General features: G+C 45.6%; 18 protein-coding genes. 11 read left to right on the top strand and 7 right to left on the bottom strand.

The annotated features are described in order from the left end of the window. Positions 1-24: 24 nt before the first annotated feature. Positions 25-2,154: a TonB-dependent receptor family protein gene (locus AB4484_RS18270; protein ID WP_372079656.1), complete on the bottom strand. Its 2,130-nt coding sequence runs from the start codon at positions 2,152-2,154 to the stop codon at positions 25-27. A gap of 183 nt (positions 2,155-2,337) precedes the next feature. Continuing rightward, on the bottom strand, positions 2,338-4,374 hold the full coding sequence (locus AB4484_RS18275; RefSeq protein ID WP_372079658.1) for a TonB-dependent receptor: 2,037 nt from the start codon (positions 4,372-4,374) through the stop codon (positions 2,338-2,340). Positions 4,375-4,613: 239 nt separating this feature from the next. On the opposite strand from AB4484_RS18275, the gene AB4484_RS18280 reads away from it, so the two are divergent. The 7 genes from AB4484_RS18280 (at position 4,614) to AB4484_RS18310 (ending at position 13,099) form a co-directional block, all read left to right on the top strand. After that, positions 4,614-5,825: an acetyl-CoA carboxylase biotin carboxylase subunit family protein gene (locus AB4484_RS18280; RefSeq protein WP_052878688.1), complete on the top strand. Its 1,212-nt coding sequence runs from the start codon at positions 4,614-4,616 to the stop codon at positions 5,823-5,825. Further along, positions 5,822-7,633, top strand: a complete 1,812-nt coding sequence (locus AB4484_RS18285) for an IucA/IucC family protein (protein WP_372079661.1) — start codon at positions 5,822-5,824, stop codon at positions 7,631-7,633. Before AB4484_RS18280 ends, AB4484_RS18285 begins: the two co-directional genes overlap by 4 nt. Positions 7,634-7,639: 6 nt before the next feature. Continuing rightward, positions 7,640-8,857, top strand: coding sequence for an MFS transporter (locus AB4484_RS18290; RefSeq protein WP_372079665.1), 1,218 nt, complete (start codon positions 7,640-7,642; stop codon positions 8,855-8,857). Beyond that, positions 8,829-10,694 carry an IucA/IucC family siderophore biosynthesis protein gene (locus AB4484_RS18295; protein ID WP_372079668.1) on the top strand — a complete coding sequence of 622 codons (1,866 nt, stop codon included), beginning with the start codon at positions 8,829-8,831 and terminating at the stop codon, positions 10,692-10,694. Before AB4484_RS18290 ends, AB4484_RS18295 begins: the two co-directional genes overlap by 29 nt. Continuing rightward, on the top strand, positions 10,687-11,889 hold the full coding sequence (locus AB4484_RS18300; RefSeq protein WP_048606046.1) for a type III PLP-dependent enzyme: 1,203 nt from the start codon (positions 10,687-10,689) through the stop codon (positions 11,887-11,889). The genes AB4484_RS18295 and AB4484_RS18300 overlap by 8 nt, the downstream gene beginning before the upstream one ends. Positions 11,890-12,150: 261 nt before the next feature. Further along, complete coding sequence (locus AB4484_RS18305) at positions 12,151-12,417, top strand: DUF3081 domain-containing protein (protein WP_017077457.1); 267 nt, start codon at positions 12,151-12,153, stop codon at positions 12,415-12,417. Between the two features lie 46 nt (positions 12,418-12,463). After that, positions 12,464-13,099 carry a CIA30 family protein gene (locus AB4484_RS18310; protein ID WP_372079670.1) on the top strand — a complete coding sequence of 212 codons (636 nt, stop codon included), beginning with the start codon at positions 12,464-12,466 and terminating at the stop codon, positions 13,097-13,099. Positions 13,100-13,228: 129 nt separating this feature from the next. Here AB4484_RS18310 and AB4484_RS18315 read toward each other — a convergent pair whose 3' ends face one another. Both AB4484_RS18315 and AB4484_RS18320 read right to left on the bottom strand, forming a co-directional pair. Next, the gene (locus tag AB4484_RS18315) at positions 13,229-14,254 is read right to left on the bottom strand and encodes a zinc-binding alcohol dehydrogenase family protein (protein ID WP_372079673.1); all 1,026 of its coding nucleotides are present in this window, start codon (positions 14,252-14,254) and stop codon (positions 13,229-13,231) included. Positions 14,255-14,410: 156 nt separating this feature from the next. Beyond that, positions 14,411-15,178 (bottom strand): glycine betaine ABC transporter substrate-binding protein, encoded by a 768-nt coding sequence (locus AB4484_RS18320; RefSeq protein WP_372079710.1) that lies wholly within the window; start codon positions 15,176-15,178, stop codon positions 14,411-14,413. Between the two features lie 268 nt (positions 15,179-15,446). On the opposite strand from AB4484_RS18320, the gene AB4484_RS18325 reads away from it, so the two are divergent. Further along, positions 15,447-16,379, top strand: coding sequence for a LysR family transcriptional regulator (locus AB4484_RS18325; protein WP_050644311.1), 933 nt, complete (start codon positions 15,447-15,449; stop codon positions 16,377-16,379). Between the two features lie 148 nt (positions 16,380-16,527). On the opposite strand, the gene AB4484_RS18330 is transcribed toward AB4484_RS18325, so the two are convergent. Then, positions 16,528-16,914, bottom strand: a complete 387-nt coding sequence (locus AB4484_RS18330) for a hypothetical protein (RefSeq protein ID WP_048606034.1) — start codon at positions 16,912-16,914, stop codon at positions 16,528-16,530. Positions 16,915-17,322: 408 nt separating this feature from the next. Between AB4484_RS18330 and AB4484_RS18335 the strand changes: the two genes are divergently transcribed. Beyond that, the gene (locus AB4484_RS18335; RefSeq protein WP_372079676.1) at positions 17,323-18,306 is read left to right on the top strand and encodes a hypothetical protein; all 984 of its coding nucleotides are present in this window, start codon (positions 17,323-17,325) and stop codon (positions 18,304-18,306) included. 113 nt (positions 18,307-18,419) lie between these two features. Here AB4484_RS18335 and AB4484_RS18340 read toward each other — a convergent pair whose 3' ends face one another. Continuing rightward, entirely contained in the window at positions 18,420-19,613 is a 1,194-nt protein-coding gene (locus AB4484_RS18340) for a benzoate/H(+) symporter BenE family transporter (RefSeq protein WP_372079679.1), read from the bottom strand. A 98-nt stretch (positions 19,614-19,711) separates the two neighbouring features. On the opposite strand from AB4484_RS18340, the gene AB4484_RS18345 reads away from it, so the two are divergent. After that, positions 19,712-20,278, top strand: a complete 567-nt coding sequence (locus tag AB4484_RS18345) for a helix-turn-helix domain-containing protein (RefSeq protein ID WP_372079681.1) — start codon at positions 19,712-19,714, stop codon at positions 20,276-20,278. 96 nt (positions 20,279-20,374) lie between these two features. On the opposite strand, the gene AB4484_RS18350 is transcribed toward AB4484_RS18345, so the two are convergent. Next, positions 20,375-21,424: a cysteine synthase A gene (locus tag AB4484_RS18350; protein ID WP_372079684.1), complete on the bottom strand. Its 1,050-nt coding sequence runs from the start codon at positions 21,422-21,424 to the stop codon at positions 20,375-20,377. Between the two features lie 170 nt (positions 21,425-21,594). On the opposite strand from AB4484_RS18350, the gene AB4484_RS18355 reads away from it, so the two are divergent. Then, complete coding sequence (locus AB4484_RS18355; RefSeq protein WP_050648117.1) at positions 21,595-21,810, top strand: hypothetical protein; 216 nt, start codon at positions 21,595-21,597, stop codon at positions 21,808-21,810. Positions 21,811-21,978: the final 168 nt, after the last annotated feature.

Below are 21,978 nucleotides of genomic sequence, written 5' to 3' on the forward strand. Positions count from 1 at the left end.
TTATTACTTTCAATAAATTACGTATTAGAACTGATAATTCAGGTCCAAAGTGTAAGAACGTCCTGGGGCTGGATAACGACCAACGGGGCTGGTATCAATACCGCGGAAGTAATAGTCCTCATCAAACAAGTTGTTCACCGCAAGGTTCATGCGCAGCTTACTGTTTTCATCCTTGTACAAATCCGAACCTAGGTTAAAGTTCCAGACCATGTAGGCAGGCACTTTACCTGTCGCGCCCGTTGCATCTTCGGCACTTGTATTCGCATTGTCAGAATAAGATTCGCTAAAGTAGTAACCAGATAAAGTAGTATCTACCTTGCTAAAGGCGTAAGTCGCATCCCAGCTAAATTGATGTTTAGACGTATAAGGAAGTTGATTACCTTTGTTTGCACCCTCTTCCTCTAACGTTGCATCTAAGTAGTTATAACCAGCGCCAAGGCTCAAAGCTTGCATCGCTTGAGGAATATAACGACCAGAGAGCTCAACACCTTGGTGAAGGGTTTTACCAATGTTATCGAAAGTTTGGGTAGCACTTTGCCATTGCAGCTGATCTTCAAAATCAATGCGGTAAAGTGCGATGTTAAAGCTGGTTGAATCTTGGTTGTAGCGTGCACCCAACTCGTAGTTCCACGCTAGTTCACTGCCCTCTTCACCTTTGCCTCGGATGTAAGCGATTTGTGGTGCACGCAAAGATTTCTGTGCATTGGTGTAACCCACCCATTGCTCTGTCAGATGGTATGCTACGGTTAAGCCCGGCAGCCATTCCGTCACTTTGTTGTCTGTGCTCTGTGCTGTACCCAGATCATCAAACGTCATATCAATCGATTCGTAACGAATACCCGGCGTGACTTTCAGTACGTCATTAAACAGGCCGATTTCATTGCTGATGTAACCTGCAAAAGCGTCAGTATCTAAGTGCCAATCACGTGGGGTTGTTGTAGCACCACCAGCAATTGGCGTTTGGGTCAGCTTGTAATCGATGTCTTCGTTGACGTAGCGTGCCCCAACAATCACGTTTTGCGTTACGGTATTTCCGTCAAAGTACATCGCGAGTTTAGGTTCAACACCATAAACAGCAAATTCACGTGGTGACGTACGAATATCGGTTGACGGTAATGCCGGGTCCGCCCAGTGACCACCAGCGCTGTTAAAGCCCCATTGGAAGAAACGCTCAGAACGGTGGCCAAAGGTTAGTATTTCTAATTCGGCGCTATCTGCAAGACTCAAGTCATGCAGGTACTTCAGGCTCCAACGCGTTGAAGTGCCTTGATATTCATCGTATGGGCGCTTCGACTGAGTACGATCTTTTTCGTAATCATCTGGCGATAAAGCTCCGGGCATTTGGGTGTCGGCATCATAACGTTGAACGAAAGCTTGTAGCTCTTGAGTATCACTCAGTAACCATTGCAATTTGGCTTGGAAGTTTTTGACATCTGTGTCGGAGTGTTCACGGAAGCTTTCGCCTTTTAAGAAGTTACCCTCTACTTGAAGTGCCAGCGTATCGGTTAACCAGCCCCCCGTGCGCAGGTAAAAGTCGTTGAGCGGCGTATCGCCATCCTCGAATACTGTTAAGCGATTACTGATTTCCGTTTGCCACTCGTGTGGAATAGGCTTAGTCACCAAGTTAATCACACCACCCACGTTGTTTGGCCCATACTGCACAGCAGCGCCACCACGCACGATATCAATTCGGTCAAGCATCGACAGAGTCGCAGGGAAAATTGATTGTCCTGTGTGACCATACGGTGCCAATGTTAGAGGAACACCATCCATGAGGAATTGAGCGTGGCCACTGCGACTCGCTTTCAAACCACGTACTGAGATGTTAGGCAAAACACCGGTGCCCGTTTCGTCTTGAACCTTAATGCCCGGCACGCTTTGAAATGCCGAATCAATCGAGAGTGCTGCGGTCTTTTTAATTTGATCATTAGTCAGGACAGTACGAGCTCCTGGATATTCTTTCACATCCGCAAGCTCTGAATTACCGATCAAACTGCCCGTCACGACAACCGTTTCCATTGTTGTCGTTTGAGGATCAGACGCGGCAAATGCGCCCATGGAAGTCACTGAAGCGATGGCCATCGCAAGGGCACTTAGACGCAACTTTTGATGTGATTGAGTACAGGGTTTACCATCCAAATTCTGGTAAGGCATGAAAATCTCCTAAATAGGCAAGTTAGGATCAAGGCCGTATTTACGATTCGGCGCTTTGGTCCTATGGGCTAAACGGCCTCAAAATGAAGCCAACTGTTCACTCATTTGTAGTGAACAAATCAATCGTCTTTAGAGTAGAAAGAGCTTTTAGAAATGAACTAACTCTTAAAACTGAACTAGGTTTTAAAACTGATAGCCGTAGCTGAGCATGAATTCGGCTGGCGCTCCGTAACCGATCTGGTTAGTACCAGAAGTGCCATTGGTTGCACCCAGAATGTATTTCTCATTAAGCACGTTGTAAGCATTCGCTTGAACTTTGTGACGACCCGTGGTGTACGCTGCCATCAAGTCAACCGTGGTGTAGTCACCCAGAGCTACCGCTTCATCATTACCCGCGTAACGGTCGCCTACGTATTTCACGCCACCACCTAAACGCCAGTTGTCATCTAACTGATAAGTGCTCCAAAGAGAGAACAGATGATCAGACACATCGTTTGGCTTTTTGCCTGTCTCTTTGTTTTCTGCATCGAGGTAGCTATAGCCCACCGAAATGTCCCACTGCTCGGTAAACTGACCGCGAGCTTCTAGCTCAATACCTTGGTGACGAGCTTCGATCTTGTTAACAACGTCTCCGTCTATATTGGTTTCAGGTTGTTCTTGATCGATTTGGAAGACCGCGGCATTCAGCATCAAAGCGTTATCTAATAGGTAAGCTTTTGCGCCAATTTCTTTTAGATCGGTATGGAAGAATTCTGCTAATTTAGGGTTGATGTAGATACCTGAGTAAGGCAATTGCCATGAACGAGCTAAGCTTGCGTACACTGACATATCGTTGTTGATTCGGTAGACCAAACCACCGCGGTAGCTCACTTTGTCATCGTCTAGGTTCTCTTTTTCTGAGCCCGCTTTTTGCTGTTCAAGCTCCATCGAGTCGTAACGCACATTGCCGATCACTGAAAGATCACCAAAGGTGTAAACGTCTTGAATGTAGACACCTTTCGTCGTTGTCGTGTTATCACGGAAAGGTTTGAAGCCCGGATCAGGTGTTGGACCTGCGACAGGGTTATAGATGTCTTTCGAAGGTAAGGTTTTATCGCTTGCGAGCGTTAAGTCGATATTGATCTGATTGTAATCGGCACCGATCATCATTTGGTTCGAATCGGTCTCCCAAACCAACTCCGATTGAAGAGTGGTCGTGGTGCGAGGATCGTAACCGAAGTTATTTACCGTCTGAGATACTTCATTCCCAGTTACCGTTCCTTGGCGTGTACCCTTTTGCTCAAGCTCGATATGGTTGTATGCTGCGCGGTTTGTCCATGCCCATTCACTATTCAAAAGCCATTCATAATTAACGCCAACACGAATGCTGTCTGACTCTTGATAGTCATTCGTGCCACCGTAAAATGTGCTTTCAGAGACATCGACAGGCTTACCATTCTTTGATGGAACACCACGATATGGCACCAACTCCTGGTGAGCATATTCGACATCGAGATCAATCGTGTGACCATCCGCTGGTAATACACGAATGGTGGGTGCGATAAAGAAGCCATTCGAGTCGATGTGGTCTACATAGGAATCCGATTGTCGACTTTCCACGTTGATACGACCGCTGACTTTGTCACTCAACGCCATCGAACTGTCAACCTGACCAACAAACAGATTGTTGCTGCCAACACTGCCATTAACGTGAGTGAAGTTATCTCCGTTAGCACGCTTGGTGACCAAGTTGATGATACCGCCTGCTGAACCTCGGCCATAAAGTGCGCCCGCAGGGCCTTTTACCACTTCGACACGTTCGATATTCGCTAGGCTTCGGTACGATTGAAGCGTTCCGTCATCACGCATGCCGTCACGGTACATGTCGTTAAGAGCATCAAAACCACGAATCACAAATTGGTCTCGGCTCCCCTCACCCAGGGTATTGTTAACTCCGGCAACACCATCAAGAGCATCCACCAAACGTACAGCACCGCGGTCTTGCATTTCCGTCTTTGTGACCACTGATACTGCCTGCGGTACATCCAACCATTCAACATCCGTTTTGGTACCCGACTGCGGCATATGCTCCGCGTAACCTTCGTACTGGTGACCAATAACTTGCAGAGTTTCGTCTACCGCGACGTCTTCTGCTGCCATTACATTTGACATAGTGGTCATTGCGGTTAATGCGCCTCCAATTGCCAAAGCGAGCGGGGACAAGGCCAATCTAATGTTCATTTTCTAATTCCGTTTTAGTTTATAAAATCACAACAGTGCGAATGAAAACAAATATCATTTGTGTTTGCAATATAAATTTTATGATCTATATTTGTTTCCCTTATGCAACAAGCGTAGTGATAAAATAATCAATAAAAACAAAGCTATAATAAAACACTCTTTCCTTAAACCTTGAAAGAGACCGCTTGGAAGTCATGTGTGAGTAGGTAGCAACAACGTTAGAAAATTAGGAAAAGCCCATGAAATCTACGATTATTATCGTGAGTCATGTCGTGAATGACGCAGTCACTCATGGCTTCGTGCCGACAGCAAAAGCGATGGGTCACCACGTCGTTTTAGTCACAGACCAAAAGCTCAACCACTTAAAACTGGCGAATGAAGATGACCGCTTCAATCCAGATGAAATTCTAGAGTGCGATGTGTTCAACCCTCTTGAACTCATCGAAATCATCACAGAGCAAGATCTAGAGCCTCATGCTGTGTTCAGCAACAGCGACCACCTACAAACCTCAACCGCAATCTGTGCACAGTTCTTTGGCCTACCAGCTAAAGATTGGAATGTGACGCTCAAGGCGAAAAACAAATACTTAACTCGTCAGGTTCTCAACGAAAAATCGTTACCTAATACTCAGAGTGTTTTGTTAAGTCGAGAGAGCGCTCCTGTATTCGATTTCGATTTTCCTGTCGTTGCGAAGCCCAAGGAGGGCGTGGCTAGTTTAGACGTGCAGCGCTGCGATTCTGCGGCTGAGCTGGATAACTATTGCGATACGTTTTGGCAAAAGCACCCTACGACTCCCATTTTAGTTGAGGCTTTTTTACTAGGTCCGCTTATCACTGTCGAAACCATTGGCGACGGGGAAAATTTAGTCGCACTTGGTGGGTTTGATGTAGAACTCTCTGCGCCACCTTACTTCATCGAAACCGCTGCGAGTTGGAATGGTATTAACAGCGTTCACTACCGAGAAGAATGTATACGTCAGCTTCAAACATTTGGGGTGGGGTTTGGTGTCTGTCATAGCGAATTCATCATCACAGATTCGGGGCCGGTACTGGTCGAGATCAACTATCGAAGTATTGGTGATGGACGAGAATTTTTGCTTGATAACCTCTGTGGCGGGAATTGGTTCCATACCATCTTAAATCTTCACTTGGGTCACAAACTTGATCCTACATTTCGTATTGATGGCAGTGCCCATGTGCACTATGTAGTGGCGCAACAAAGCGGTTTGATTGAAGGATCATCAACCTCTTTCATTCACCAGGAGGGCGATATTGTCACTCAGCAGCAAGTGCTTAAAAAGGTTGGTGAGACGTTCCAACAAAGTTTCTCCAACAAGGATTACTTAGCGAGAATTTCGGTCGTTTCTCCTTCTGGTCAAACACTAGAACTCGCGCTACAACAGGCAATCTCTCGCTTCAACCTAACAGCAACAAACGAGGTAACAGCATGAATGAAAGCGCGTTATACCTCACTCAACGCTTAGTCGATACGTGCTTGCGTGAAGATTTGTTTGGATTAGTTTCTCAAAGCCGATTTGAGTCTAAACTCCCGAGTGTGCTCAAACTATCTTCTTATCCTCGTAATCAAATTTGGGCTATTTTTGCGGGTTCAGACTTTACACTCTATTTACCCGTTGCTCCGAGCTATTACATGCAGCGTTGGGTATACGGCCAACCGGATGGATCGAAAGGTGATGGTTGGCTCATCGAGAGAAATGGTGTCGTTGAAACCCAGCAGCACTATCAAGATTGGATCGAACTACTGAAAGCAAGTGCTCACGAAAGTTCGCATTCCTTATTAGATGGTTATTTGCAAGAACTCGAATGTGCAGAAAAACACAAAGGATTGTGTGATAACGCCTTCAACCAGCACTCGGAAGCACTCATGCTGCCGATTTCTCAACTAGAACGTTGGGAGCAAAAGCTATTACGTGCCGATCAAATCGCATCCTATCTTGACCACCCCTACTATCCGACAGCACGTGCTAAGTTCGGTTTAAGCGATCACGACCTAGAGCAATTCGCGCCAGAATTTGCACAAAGCTTTGAACTTGGTTGGCTCGCAATCGAAAAGTCACTCGTTACATTGACCAGTCCACAACCAGAATGTTGGCCAACGATGGAGCAAGTGGGTCTGCCCGCCGACTTTGCTCTTAGCCATGAGTTATTCCCCGCACATCCATTAACACTAAGGAGTCTTGATGAACTTCCTGACGGTGTTATTGAAGCTCCGGTTGCATGCCTTGAGGTGACTCCAACTTTATCAGTGCGCACTGTGGTCGTGAATCAAGCACCACAGATCCACATCAAGGTACCGCTGATCATGCGATCTTTAGGTACTAAAAACATTCGCCTAATCAAACCCTCCACACTCTATGATGGGCATTGGTTTGAACGTTTATTGACACACTTAGAGCAAACAGATCAAGACTTACACGGCACGCTTTACCATTGTAATGAGAAACATGGCGGCCATGTTGGAGACGATAAAACCTTTGCTTACATTGTACGTGAATACCCGCAGAGCTACTTCCAAGACAAAGCACTGGTGCCTGTGGCTGCCCTTGCCAGTCCAATGCCTGATGGACGTTTGTTCTTGGAACACCTCGCCGAACAGTATTATCAACAAGGTACGCTGACTTGGTTTAAAGATTACGTTGATCTGTTATGCAAAGTGCACCTTACATTGTGGATTCGTTACGGTATCGCTTTGGAGTCTAACCAACAAAACGCCATCATCGCATTCGATGAGCAAGGCAAGATGACTTTAGCCATGAAAGACAACGATGCAGCGCGTATTTGGCCAGAGCGTTTCCAAACGTTTGAACAACAATCACCCGTAAAATGCGAACACCTTTTAGATCAACGTATCACAGTAGACAGCGAGCTCGCTCTTGGTCAGATGTTTACCACCATTACTTTGCAGTTAGACATTGCCGCGATTGTGGAAGCAATGGCGACGAAAGGAATCGCAACGTCAGCTTATCTGTATGAAATGGTTGTCAATAGCCTTTCCCAACAGCTTAGCCAGTTGGACAAACAGGGACACAACACCAAGCTCGCAAACGAGATGTTATTTGAGTCACCCAATCTATACGCTAAGTATCTTTTGAGCTCGGGTAGTTTATTGTCTAAAGAGGCATCTGGCGCCAGCGATATCAATAAGTTCTATGGCTTGTCAGCACCGAACTTTTTATTGCTAGCCAGCGAAGAAGCACAACACGCTTACCTTGAAAACATCAAGCAGAGCGTGAGTTAGCCCATTATGACCAAACTCATCTATTGCGTGCTTTTAAGCCACTTTATCGCCGCGTTTGCAGCCTTGGGAATGCCGTTGTTTTTGCCAATGGTATTGCCAACACTGGATGCAAACATTACTTCGGACTGGGCGGGGGTACTGTTCATTTTACCCACCTTTTGCACGGCCGTTGCGGCACGCTTTTGGGGGCAGTTTGCTGATAAATATGGCAGACGTCACTCTCTATTACGTGCTCAACTCGGGCTTGCAGCAGGCTTCGCGCTGTGCGGCTTAGCCGATAATCTCTCAATGTTTGTGTTTGGTCTCATCGTTCAAGGAACCTTTGGTGGCACCATGGCCGCCTCAAACAGCTACTTATCCAGCCAAATTAACGATGCGAAAACACTCGGTAAGTCACTTAATAAAACTCAGCTTTCTGCCCGTCTGGCGCTAATTATTGCTCCGATAGGGCTTGGCTGGAGCTTATCAGAAACAAACCCGCTGAACGCGTATCTGTGGTTGTCCGCTTTGCCGCTATTCGCGCTATTGATCACCTTAACATTACCCATCGATGACTTAGCGAAATCTAAGGGGATTGTAAAAGAACAGGTATCGAATAAAGCTCAATGCAGCCAAGCCAATTCGTTAAATACTCTTTATTGGGTGTTTGGCGCGCAATTCAGTTTTGCTTTCACCATGGTCGTCACGTTCCCCTATTTCTCGCCTTATGTGCAGCAATATGGCGTGACGAATCAAGCGTGGGTTGGTTTTTTGTATGCCCTCCCACATGGTGTTTATCTGCTCTTTGCAGGGAAAGTTCATCTGTTCTCTGAATGGGTTGACCGCCACCAGCTTGAACGCAATCAAGCGCAGCGTACTTTATGGCTGGGCTTTGGTTTGCTTTCACTCAGTGCCGCAATGCATCTCACTCCTTATCAAGAAGTGTTGATTATTGCTCGCATCGTTTTCGGACTTGGCATGGTTTGCTGTTATCACGGCTTGCATCAAGCGTTAGCAAACCAAATTGATCGACGACAAAGCGGCAAAATATTTTCGCGCTTTGACGCTATGTCTAAATGGGGTGGCGTTGCGGCTGGGTTGAGCGCGTCTTTCATATTAAGCCTGGGCTGGCTTGAGGTTCCTTTCATACTTTCTATGTTGGTCAGTGGCATTGCTGCTATCGCGCTGATCATCCATTCAAAATTTGGACATCAACATGTTACAGAATCAATTATCTCCAAGTGAATATTCCGCTGAAGACCAAGTTCTTCAAAATCGTAAAAAAGTACTGCTAAACCGAGAAAAAGCCCAACTCAATACCATCATGGGCGTGGTGAACTGTTACTTACGTGAATACGCGATACCCAATGAGCAGGTTGATTGGCGCTACAGTTCAGCCTCTCTGCCTCAAACTTTGAAAAGAAACTACAACGCTCACCAGCGCGTGGCCATTCACCTACCTCACCAAAGTCAGCCTCAGAAAAATGGCTTGATGGTTTTACCTGTTGAATACACCAGCAAACTGGGAAAAGTGAAGCTCTACGATACACCTTGGGTCAAAATGCCCGGCACAGCTTGGTGTAAACTGGACGCAACGCAAACCCTGACGCTTCTACTCAGTTATCTAAAACAAGTGCTGACGATTCCATTCAATCACGAATTGATCGAGCAAATGGAAAATAGTTTGTTGATCACCGAGCAGTTCCTAAACTCAGACGGCTCACCGCAGCATCACAATGCGTTTATCGCATCAGAGCAATCGTTACTTTGGGGACATACTTTTCACCCAACGCCAAAGAGTCGGTCAGGTGTCAGTATCGATGATCTGCTAGCGTGTTCCCCTGAGGTTGGAGCGAAAGTTCCGCTGTATTGGTTTAAGGTGGATTCTGCGTTGCTCGACGTCTTGAGTTCAGATAACCGAACCTCACCAACTACCATGCTTGAACAACTTGCACCTGACGAGGACAGTTCAGCAACTACCATGCTTTACCCTTGCCACCCTTGGGAAAGTTACACACTTTTGCAAAACCCAGTGGTCAAAATGGCCATTGAACAAGGCAAAATCATCCCACTGGGATTAGGTGGAGAAAAACTCTTACCCACCTCATCCGTGCGCACTCTGTATCACCCAGATATGGATTGGTTTGCTAAGTTCTCTATCAATGTACGTTTAACCAACTGTGTACGTAAGAACGCATGGTATGAGCTCGATAGTGCCGTTCAATTAACCTCGATTTTGCACCCAATTAAAGAAAGCGAACAGTTACGTAACCCTGTATTCAAGGTAATGACAGAGCCTTACGCCACCACATTGAATCTAGAATCTGTGGCTGAACAAGAGCATGCGGATGTTATAAAGGCTCGAGAGTCATTTGGTATTTTATATCGAGAGAATTTCACTTTAAGCGAAACCGATATTTTGCAGCCAACGTTAGCGGGTGCGCTCTTTGCTTACGACACAGACGGGAACAGTTGCATCGCCACTCAACTCAAACAAAAAGCGCAAACAACACAATCCCAATATCAAAGTGTCGCCACGCTGTGGTTTGAGCGCTATCTGCATTGTTTGATTCCGGGCGTCTTTAACTACTACTTCAAACATGGGGTTGCGTTTGAACCGCACTTACAAAATACGTTGATTGGGTTTGAAAAAGGCATGCCGTGCTGTGTATGGATTCGAGACTTAGAAGGTACCAAGCTACTACGCGAGTTTTGGCCGTCAGAAACACTTCAGCAACTTTCAGAACGTGCTCGTCAATCGGTTTACTACAGCCGTGAGCAAGGTTGGAACCGTATCGGCTATTGCACCTTCATTAACAATATCAGTGAGGCGATTTTCTTTATCGCTGAGGGGAACTCAGCACTTGAAAATACGTTATGGGGAACTTTAAAAGACGCTATCGTCCGCTGGCAGTCGATCAATGGTCAGCAACCCGAACTTATGTCGTTGCTCAACGATGGTCATTTCCCTAGCAAAAATAACTTCACAACCCGTTTGATGAAAAATGCTGATAAAGAGTCTGGGTACACCCAAGTAGTCGCGCCTTGGCCTACTCATTCAAAAGGAGTTCACCATGCTTAATTCACCTCAACTTCCTGCGAGCATCCACCAAGAAATACAGCAATTGGCCAAGCAACAAACGCAACCATTATGTGCTTATCTTTATGACCTCGATGCATTGGAGCAGCACATCAAGCAGATGCGCCATGTATTACCAAAAAACGTAGATCTATTTTACGCCGCCAAAGCGAACCCTTCAGCGCCGATATTACGTACTTTAGCTCCTTATGTTGATGGTTTCGAAGCGGCATCAGGCGGAGAGCTTACACACCTCCACCAGCAACAACTCAATAAACCACTGATCTTTGGTGGGCCGGGGAAAATGCCAAGTGAACTGGAGCAAGCAATTGAACTCGATGTCGATGCGATTCATGTCGAAAGCCTCACTGAGTTACAACGCATTGGTGCTTTAACTCAGAGGTTGAATCGACCTGCTTCGATCTTCTTGCGTATGAACATAGACATTGGTGACATCACACTTAGCAAGTTAGCCATGGGTGGAAAACCCACTCCATTTGGACTCGATGAGGGTGAACTCAATAACGCCTTGATGTATCTGCGCGACTTTCCCTTGATCAAGCTAAAAGGTTTCCACTTCCACCTGATGTCGCATCAACTTGAAGTCGATCGCCACCTCGCCTTGATGCAACGTTATTTCCAAGTCGTCAAAGAGTGGCAAAAGACGTTCTCACTCGATGAGCTGATCATCAACCTTGGTGGAGGGATGGGAATCAATTACCAAAACCCGCAGCAACACTTTCCTTGGATGGAGTTCTGCGACAAGTTGGAGTTCTTGATTGCTAAAGAACATATGCAAGACTGGAAGCTACGTTTTGAATGTGGCCGCTATATCTCGGCACCGTGCGGCTATTACGTGATGGAGGTACTGGATATTAAGCAAAACCTTGGTGAGAACTTCGTGATTGCACGTGGTGGAACACATCATTTCCGTACACCGGCTGCACAAAACCATGATCACCCTTTTGTTATCGTAAAAAGTAATCAACAACCCACCATTTCACATCCGATAAGCCATGCTACCGCCACACTAGTTGGACAACTTTGCACGCCAAAAGATGTTATGGCACGAAATCAACATATCGAGCAGGTCGATATCGGTGACTATGTGGTGTTCACTCTAGCAGGCGCTTATGCTTGGAACATCTCGCATCAAAACTTCTTAATGCATGAGCCTCCGGTGTTTCATTATTTCTAGGCACCCCGCTGTGCTCTATGATTTCTAACTGACGGTTTGAGTTGAAGATCCATAGAGCCAGCTAAAGACACTAAATGAAAAAAGCGTTAGTAAACCCAGGTCTACTAACGCCTTTTTTATGTTTATCTTAGCCCTTTGACCAAAGAGTTACAGCGATTGAGTGCTCGACTCCCCACAGTGATCGCAATGCATAACCAAACCGTAGTTAATTCGAATACAAGCACTTAGCATTTTTCATCGACTGCGCAGCGGGAGTGGTACATGGACAACAGAATCACCATTTTAGAGTTTCTCAGAGTGTTCGATTGCATTCGCTCCTCGGGCAAGCAATTGGATAGCAAATATCAATTGGGCGAGATGGTAGCGTGGCATGATTACGATGGTTACACCTGTTGGTTGAGCTACCGAGACGTTACCGTGACCCTGATGTTCCACGGCTCATTGAAGATCGAATACGACAAAACATCGAACTATGAAGACTTCATCAAGCGTTGTTTAGCTATGCTTGAAACTGAGCCCTCTCCATAAACTATCCATCGCTAATGAGTAAACAACGTAAAGCCTATGGGGAGCAGTGGAGAAAATGATGAACGGAACCAATTGTAAAACGCGGTTACCACTTAGGTTAACCACACCTTTACTCCTTCTACTCAGCCTACATTCGTTAAGTCTTAAGGCTGAAGCAATAGGGACAAACATGATCGACTTTACACAAGCGAGTGAGTATCAAAACTGGACAGTGACCAACGACGATGTAATGGGTGGCATCTCAACAGGCGAGCTCATTTATCTTGATGATATGAGTCGATTTAGGGGCGAGCTATCGTTAGAAAACAATGGTGGTTTCAGTTCTGTAAAGCGCTCCATTGAATCACCTACCCATGAAATAGATAGCGCAGAGCTAGTTTTCGTTGGTGATGGTCGCACCTACCAACTGAGGTTCACAACATCGAAGGACGGCAATCGAGTTCAATACAAACACGATTTTGATACCATTAAGGGAGAGCAGCTTAACAAGGTGTTCCACTTCAATGATTTTCAAGCGGTGTTCAGAGGTCGGCTGCTGAGCGATGCGCCGGAACTTAAGGCGCAAGACATCAAACAAATCGGCTTTTTGATTGCGGACAAACAGCCCTCACCTTTTGAGCTAGACCTAATACAGCTTCACTTCAAAACATCGCTACCTATCAGGTCACCAGAAGCTGACTAAACTGACTAAACTGAAAACAAACAAAAAACAAAAGCCCCTGATACCTTTTGACTAGCGATAAGATATCAGGGGCTTCTTCTATTTAAACCGTCAACGATTCAAAACAACGGCGGATTAAAGCATCAGAAATTAGTATTTGATGGCTGTTTTACCAATCGAGGTACTGCTTTCAATACGTTGGTGTGCATCTTTAATTGTATCCACACTAAAGCCATTTAGGGTCGTGGTTAGGGTCGTTTTAATACGGCCCGCATCAATCAGATTTGCGGCTTGAAATAGGATGTCTTGCTGCTTCTGGATATCTTCGGTGTTAAACAACGAACGTGTAAACATCAGTTCCCAAACAAAGCCTGCTGATTTACCTTGCAGCGCCGATAAGTCAATGCCACCATCAAATTCAACAATCGAACTGATCATGCCTTGCGGTGCGATCAACTCAACCATCGCATCCCAGTGCCCTTTTGTATCAGCAACATTGAAAATGTAGTCGACATGTTGAATGCCTTGCTCTCGCACTGACTCGACAAGGTTGCGGTGGTTCACCACATGATCCGCCCCCATATCTCTTACCCACTGCTCCGTTTCAGGTCTCGAAGCTGTAGCGATGACATTGAGGTTGGTCAGTTGTTTAGCCAGTTGAATCGTAATTGAACCAACGCCGCCCGCTCCACCAATGATCAGGATAGACTTTTTCTCTTCAGGACGAACACGCAGACGATCAAACAACGCTTCCCAAGCGGTCAGTGTTGCTAGTGGCATAACAGCTGCAGCCTCATCAGAAAGGCTCTTAGGCGCTTTAGCGGTAATACGGGAGTCCACAGCTTGGTATTCTGCATTAGCACCCATGCGTGTTACGTCACCCGCATAGTACACACGGTCACCGACTTCGAAGCCTTCAACGTCAGCACCTTTGCCAACAACTTCGCCGACTCCGTCATAGCCCAGCACTTTTGGCTGCTCAAGAGTTTTGTCTTTAGCATTACGAATACGAATTTTTGCGTCAGCAGGGTTGATAGAAGTCGCGCTCACTTTTACCAGCAAGTCATTATTTTTTAGTTCTGGCAGACTCGTTTCAAACTCAAATAAACTGTCTTGCTCTGTAATCGCAAGTGATTGAGTAAATCCGATCGCTTTCATTTTTGATGGTACTGACATGGTGCTTTCTCCTTGAATTAGACGAGTTAATCTTAGTCAATTCTCACTCTAGATAAACCGCCTAATATTTGAATAATTCTCAAATAATTTTTGATAATGGTATTGCCGTTATCTGGGTAATGCAGACATCTCACTGCATTACCAACGGCTTAGAAGTTAAATAATCCCTTTCTCAATCAACCACTCATGTGTGAGTTGATCTTGTGGTTTACCTTCACGGCAAACTTTGTAATCCAGTTCTGCGATGATGTCGTTCGAGAAGCGTAGGGAATCCAACTTCTGAATCTGTTGTTCGCTAAACATATGCTGCTTGTCGTCTCTCAAAAGAAGCACTGCTCTGTCCACAATTCCGAGTCGGCCTTTTGGCTCTTTGAGCTCACGAATATCGTAACGATAGTGCAAAAACTGAGGTTTCCACAGTGGCACTACCACCCACTCTTTGTTCGCCACTGCACTTTCAAAGGCACTGAAACAATCGTCTTCACTGCCAGGAAAGAACTGGTAGCCGGCATCGCTCAGGCCATAGTCTTTCATCATCTGGATAGAGAAGCGTGTGATACCAGCACCGGGGTTGATACCTTGGATGGTCGCGTTCATTTTCTCGATCACTTCAGCTTTTAATAAATCAGAGACTTCAGAAACCGCCGCTTCAGGCACATAGTCTGGTACGCCCCACAAAGCATAAGGTTCATAATGAAGCCCAAGCTCGATAAGTGGCTCAGCTTCTTCAACGCCCGCTTTGTAGATACCGTGACTTGATGGCAACCACGCAGAAGAAAGCATATCCACTTGGCCTGCTTTCAGCTTTTCAAAGTTCTCCTGATGTGGAGAGAAAATACGCTCTACCTCAAAACCCATGGCTTTCAATACATTGGCAACCAATGATGCGGTCGTACGGTGGAACGACAAATCCGTTACACCCATTGTGATTTTCTTAGTCATCTTATCCCCCTAGATCGTAAGCTTCGTCCATACGATGTGTACTGCGCTACGTTGTCGATATGGGAAAATGATAGTGAGAGAATTACTAATGAAAAACAGCCTCACATTTGAATTATTATCAAATTAGTTTTGACAATTAAGTGTTTGAAGCTAACTTAGAAGCGATAGGTAGAGATAACCCATTTGCAGATGGTGATGGGGAAATATCCCAACACCATGTTTAGAACATAATTCAATACAGGTAGATAACATGCTTCTTGAAGACTTACAGGTCATTTTGAAAGTGGCGGAGTTTCGCAGTATCACCGCTGCAGCCACCAACCTCGATATGCGTACTGCGACAGCAAGTGCAGCGGTAAAACGTGTTGAAGCGGCACTCGGTGCGGAGTTATTTGTAAGAACCACGCGCCACCTAAGGCTCTCTTCAGCTGGCGAGCGTTATTTACCGGAATGCGAACAAGCCTTAAAGATGTTGGATCAAGCAAAGCTCAATATGCGCGAAGAGCTCGGTATTCTTGACGGTGAAATTCGTATTGCACTTTCATCGGATCTAGGACGCAACCTAATAACACCTTGGCTTGATGAGTTCTTGCTTGAATACCCAAAGGCGACGCTTCGCACTAGCATCAGCGATAGCAATATCGACTTCTACCGAGATTCCGTCGATATGGCGCTGCGTTACGGCTCTCCGACCGATGCGAACATGTATGGTTTCAAGATATGCGATGTGCCGAGGATATTGTGTGCGGCTCCTGACTACTTGGCTGAAATGGGCACACCAAAACACCCGAGTGACTTAGCGAAGCACAATGGGTTGCTTTACCAACTCCATGACATGTTGCAAGACGAGTGGGTCTTTAACGATGGTACTCAAGATCATAAAGTGAAACTAAAAGGAAATCGCGCCTCGAACGACGCAGACCTTGTCAGACGTTGGTGTATAGCAGGTAAAGGAGTGGCAATAAAATCTTGTTTAGACATGTCACCTCATCTGCTTTCAGGTGAAGTGGTTAAAGTTATGCCTGAGTTTAAGCCGACCCCTACCGAGCTGTGGTTAGTGTGTCCAAGTCGTCAATCCATCACCCCTACTGTGCGTCTACTGAGAGATTTATTCAGAGAGAAGACCGCAGAGATCCTTTCGCAACTGAGCAAACAAGGCATTATAGAAAGCACAACATCTTAAGATTGAATGCCGCTTAAAGATAAGAAACAGAGAGACAAAAAAGGCGTTAGCGAACTTCAATTCGCTAACGCCTTTCATCATTAGAACATCATAGCTGCATGATGAACCTTAATAAGAGTACTTAGTTTAATACTCTTAATACAAAAGCTTAGTTTGACTCGTCTTCAACATCGCAGTCTGCACAGCACTGAAGAGCAATCTCATGTTCGAAGGTGATAGTGTCTTTACCTTCTTCTACTAGCTCTGCGATTTCGTCTGCCACTTCTTTTTCATCATCCGCTTCGATTCCGCTTTCTAATTCTTCTTCTGAATAACCAAAGAAGTTAAGCAGTAAGTACTCGCGAGCTTCTTCTTTCGTGCAAACCACGTCTGCAGAAAGATCAGGAGTAACCTCGCCTTGTGCAAGTGTCGCTGTCACTTGTGCGATAGCATCGTCTTTCATCGCAGGCGTTAACCAACCAAGATCAGTACTTACTGTCGTTTTTTTACAGTCGAAGCAAGGCAGTTGGTGAAAGTAGTATTGAAAGGTAGTCATAGGTAAATTCTTCTTTAAATGTTGTATAGCGAGATTATGCGCGTTTTGTAGCAAAATACTATCTCAATCACAACCTGAAACCGCTTCGGGCTGAGTATTTTTGCAAGCTCCGCGCAAGCTGATGTGATCATTCGATAAAAGCGCTGTTTTACCCATGCTTACTCAGCTTTACGATTGTTTACATTTGTACGGGTAATATATGCCTTATCAGATAACAAGCGTGGCACCTCACAATTGCTTTGGCTCTTGCTTAGTTTCGTCGTTCCAGCTATCAGCTTTGAGTTCACGGCTTACTTGGCTACTTAGCTCGGATTTGTTTGAAATCGCTTTGTTTTCAATTAACTTACTTGCACTTGGCTTATTTTGAACCACGCTTATTTAAATCACCCCGTCTCGGATACCCAATCAATGATCATCACAAAATATCAAGCCCTTGCCCTTTCATCGGTTGCTTTGCTCGCAACAGGCTGCTCACCATCATCAGATACGCCTTCGGTCAGCAACATCAGTGATTACCAAGGCTCAGCGAGTATAACTCAAGGTGTGGCGACCACCGTTGAATCGAATCTCTTTGAGTGTGCAAACGGACGTAGCCGAGTGGCGGGCGTCGGGGAAATTACGGACTCCGAAGGAAAGGTTTGGACGGTTCCAGCCAAGAACAACTTTTCAATAGGCCCAAAAGCCTTTGATCTTTATGAAGAGTGCTCAAACACTACGCCAAGCAGCCTAGCCGAAGTAGATCAAAGCTCTGTACCGGTCGCTGTTGTGGATCAAGACGGTGAGGAAATAACAGGCTATATTTTTGCCGATAACTATTTCGAACTTTATATCAACGGCAAGTTAATCGCGGTAGACACCGTGCCTTTCACACCGTTTAACTCAAACATCGTCAAATTTAAGGTGAAGAAGCCTTACACGATTGCAGTGAAAGTGATTGATTGGGAAGAAAACCTAGGTCTTGGCAGCGAAGATAACCGCGGAAAGGCATACCACGCTGGTGATGGTGGCTTTGTCGCGAGCTTTAGTGACGGAACCGTGACAGGTCAAGACTGGCAAGCACAAACCTTTTATACCTCACCGATTTATGACCTGACTTGTTTGAGTGAAGTGGACGGGAAGCGTCTTTCTGAAAGCTGCACCACGGAAGGAACTGACCAAGGTCAAGATGCCTACGCCGCTCATTGGGAAACACCAACCAACTGGATGAACCAAGAGTTCGATTCAACATCTTGGCCTCAAGCATCGGTATATTCAGAAGACGATATTGGCGTGAACAATAAAAAAGCGTACATGAACTTTATCGAAAAATTCAGTGGTGCTGGCGCAAGCTTTATCTGGTCGACAAATGTCGTTCTTGATAATGAAGTGCTACTGAGATACGAAGTTAAATAGCTTTATTCCTTTGTAAGCAAGCCCAGTCACGAGTATGACTGGGCTTACTACTCAAACGACTTGCTGGTGTTTCTAATTCACAGCGAACCTGATCATAATCTTGGGTCGTTTGATTACGACGAAGTTTGCGAAGCCTTGCTTGCTCCACGCGACTTAGCTTTATAATTGTGTAACCAGCAACAAAACAACCCGATGCACAGCCCCCAAAATGCACTGCCGATCCCCAATAAATTGGTGCCAGAAGCAGTGAATAAGAAAGTAAGCAGTGCAGGCTCTCGATAGTGGTTGTCTGCCATCGAAACAGCTAAACAATTCATCAAGGTCGGCATCACCGCTAAGCCAGCAACCGCAATGACAATCTCGGAGGGCACAGCGCTAAACAGCGACACAAATGACATCCCCATCACGCCAGCTAACAAGTAAAATCCGCCCATACAGATCCCTGCCATATAACGTGTCTTTGGATTACTATCCGCATTCGGGCCCATACAAATAGCGCCCGTAATCGCTGCAAGGTTATACGCAAAGCCACCAAACGGCGCGAAGATCAAACCTGTCACCCCGGTGGTGGTAATGATCTTCGATGAATCGACTTGGTATCCATTCGCTTTTAGAACCGCAAATCCCGGTAAGTTCTGTGAAGCCATCGTCACTATAAACAGTGGGATACCGACACTGAACAATGAAAAGAACTCAAAATCGGGCGTGATGAACACTGGGGTCGTCAATCCCATAGTCACCTGACTGACATCGAGTTTGCCAAAACCCACACACATAACCAGTGCGATAATGAAAATGCTTGGGATCAGTAAATTTCCTAACCGCGCTTTCGCCAGAATAAATACAGCGAGCATGACCGCTACGACTTGAGCTTCTTCCATTAGCGACGTGAACAAACCCAAACCGAATTGCAATAGAATCCCCGCGAGCATCGCAGAGGCAATCGATGTTGGGATCTGTTTTAGGACTTTCTCAAATATCCCCGCTAGTCCAACTAACGTGATCAGCATCGAACTGAACAAAAACACGGCCACAGCCTGATTCATTGTCAGCCCTTCAAGAGATGTGATTAACAAAGCTGCTCCAGGCGTCGACCACGCTGTAACCACAGGCTTCTTGTAATGAAACGAGAGCAGTATTGTGGTCATCCCCATGCCAATCCCCAACGCCCAAAACCATGACGCCACTTGTTCTTCGGTTGCTCCAGCACTCATTGCCGCTTGGAAAATAATCGCCGCGGCGCTCGCATAACCAATGAAAACAGCGATAAAGCCGGTACTGACGTGAGAAAATTTTAGCTTAGTCATGTTAATTTCTTCCTGCGTGCGTTATAACGTCCATAGACCAAACCTAGCACTGTGCGCTATAACGCACAACTTATTTGTAAAAAACTTGTAGAGAAAATATGCAAACAGAAATTAAAGTTGGTGTTAACTTGAAACGCCTTCGCCAAGAAAAAGGCTGGAGCTTAGACAAAACAGCGAAAGAAACTGGCGTGAGCAAAGCAATGCTAGGACAAATTGAACGTGGAGAATCCAGCCCGACAGTCGCTAAGCTTTGGCAGATAGCTTCTGGGTTCGAGGTGTCACTTTCGAGTTTTATCGCGGCTAGCCCAAACAGTGAACTGACGAGTTTATTCAGAGATGCAAACGAATTAAGACATGAGGAATACAACATTGGCTTTTTCGTCAGTTTGTTGTTTCCTTTCGAGGAAACACTAGGGTTTGAAATATTCGAACTCACCCTAGCACCCAATTACCAGCATGAGTCCGCCCCACATAACGCAGGCGTCACTGAGCACATCTTATGCATTTCAGGAGAGATGGCCGTGATGTTTGATGATGAGTGGCATACGTTACGCGCAGGACAAGCCGTTCGCTTTAATGCTAACCAGAGCCATGGCTACAAAAATATCGGTGAAGGAAATGCCGTATTTCATAATGTGATTCACTACCCTAATAACAAGCAATAGTGCCGGATTTGGCGCTAACGTATGTTTAGTTCTAACCGGATCTTTAGTACTAACGAAAGAGCTGGCAGACCACTGGCTGTTACTAACTTAAAGCAACTATACGTTGACGACCATGCTGCCATCTTCTGCTTGATAACGAGCCCATAGTTGAGAAAGGTTTTCTTTATTAAGCTGTATCTCTTTTTCTTTCAGAAACGCTTCGTTGTGCAACTTCGAATACGAGCGCTCAGCAAGGTCACAGCTAAATGTAACGATGGTTTTTCCTTTCCCCATTCTAGCCGCAGCGTATAGTGCACCAGCTACGTTCAATGACGAACTGCTTCCTAGAAGAATACCGTCATGTTCCGCAACGAGGCGGGATATCGTAACCAAATCCTGATCGGGCAATGTGATTGCACGATTAATTTTTGCCTGCCTGAAGTTTTCAACCGTTCGCATGATCCCTATGCCTTCCGTGAACGAGCTTCCCGTTGATTGATAGTGTCCATCGCGTAGAAATGAATAAATGCCGGACCCATTTGGGTCAACTAACCAAGTTTCGAGATTAGGTTTCTGCTCAGATAGATAATGTGAGTTTCCGGCAATGGTTCCGCCCGTCCCCACCACAGAAACTAGAGCATCAATATTCCCTTGGGTTTGCTGCCATATTTCAGGTCCAGTATTTAAATAGTGCGCTCGATAATTACTAAGATTTTCGAACTGATCTGCCCACCAATAATCTTCATTTTCGACACCGATCCGTTTAGCCGTGTGGTAAAAGTGTTCAGGGTTTGCAAAAGGACAAGGGTCGACCAATAACAATTCAGCGTTATAAAGCGAGATCATACGCTCTTTCTCTTGTGCCTGCCCTTTTGGCATCACCACCAACATTTTGTAACCGACGGATTTAGCCACCAGAGCAAGGCCGATCCCCGTATTACCAGCAGTACCTTCAACGATTGTCATTCCCGGCTTAAGCTTACCGGCTTCTATTGCATCCATAACCAACTGAAGTGCTGCTCTATCTTTAATCGAACCACCCGGGTTCTGGTGTTCGCACTTAATAAGAATCTCACAACCTGATATCTCTGAAAGGCTGTTGATTCTAACCAGATCGGTATCGCCAATCAGTTCACTGAGATTGTTTGCAATATGGGCAGATGACATCGCGACTCCATTTATTTGTTGAGGATAAGTTTGTTCATTTATTGGGTTGTCGATGATCATAAGCGTAGCTCTGGGGTCTGCTTAGTCAAGAAGTGCCGGAATTGAAAAGACTCTCATTTTCCAAATAGCAATTATAATTAGGGGTGACCGATTAGATTGAGGGCAAAAAAATGTTTCTAAAAGAGAAAAAAAGCGGTGACCTCGTTGATGTAACTGAAATGACCAAATTAACCAACTTATTTCAAGACAGTATCGAAGGTCGGTTTCAAGCAGGCGAAGAACAGCAAGACCCTGAAATATTTAAAAAATCCGAACTGATGTTTATGTCAGGGGAAGAGTTACCTCGATGCTGGACAGACCCAAACTACCGCTCAGGGACTAAATAACCTTAGCGCTTCCAGAGCACCCGATGAGTCGCAATTGAAACTCTGTTCTAAAACTGTTTAACGATCACCTTGTAGGCTATCCCCCCCAGTTAAAACGTTCAGACGCATCTTTACTAGACACAAAAAAGCGAGCCACTTGAGCTCGCTTTTCGTTATCTAATTTTCTTA

The organism is Vibrio sp. 10N.261.46.A3 (assembly GCF_041472995.1).
In the GTDB taxonomy this organism is placed as follows: domain Bacteria; phylum Pseudomonadota; class Gammaproteobacteria; order Enterobacterales; family Vibrionaceae; genus Vibrio; species Vibrio coralliirubri.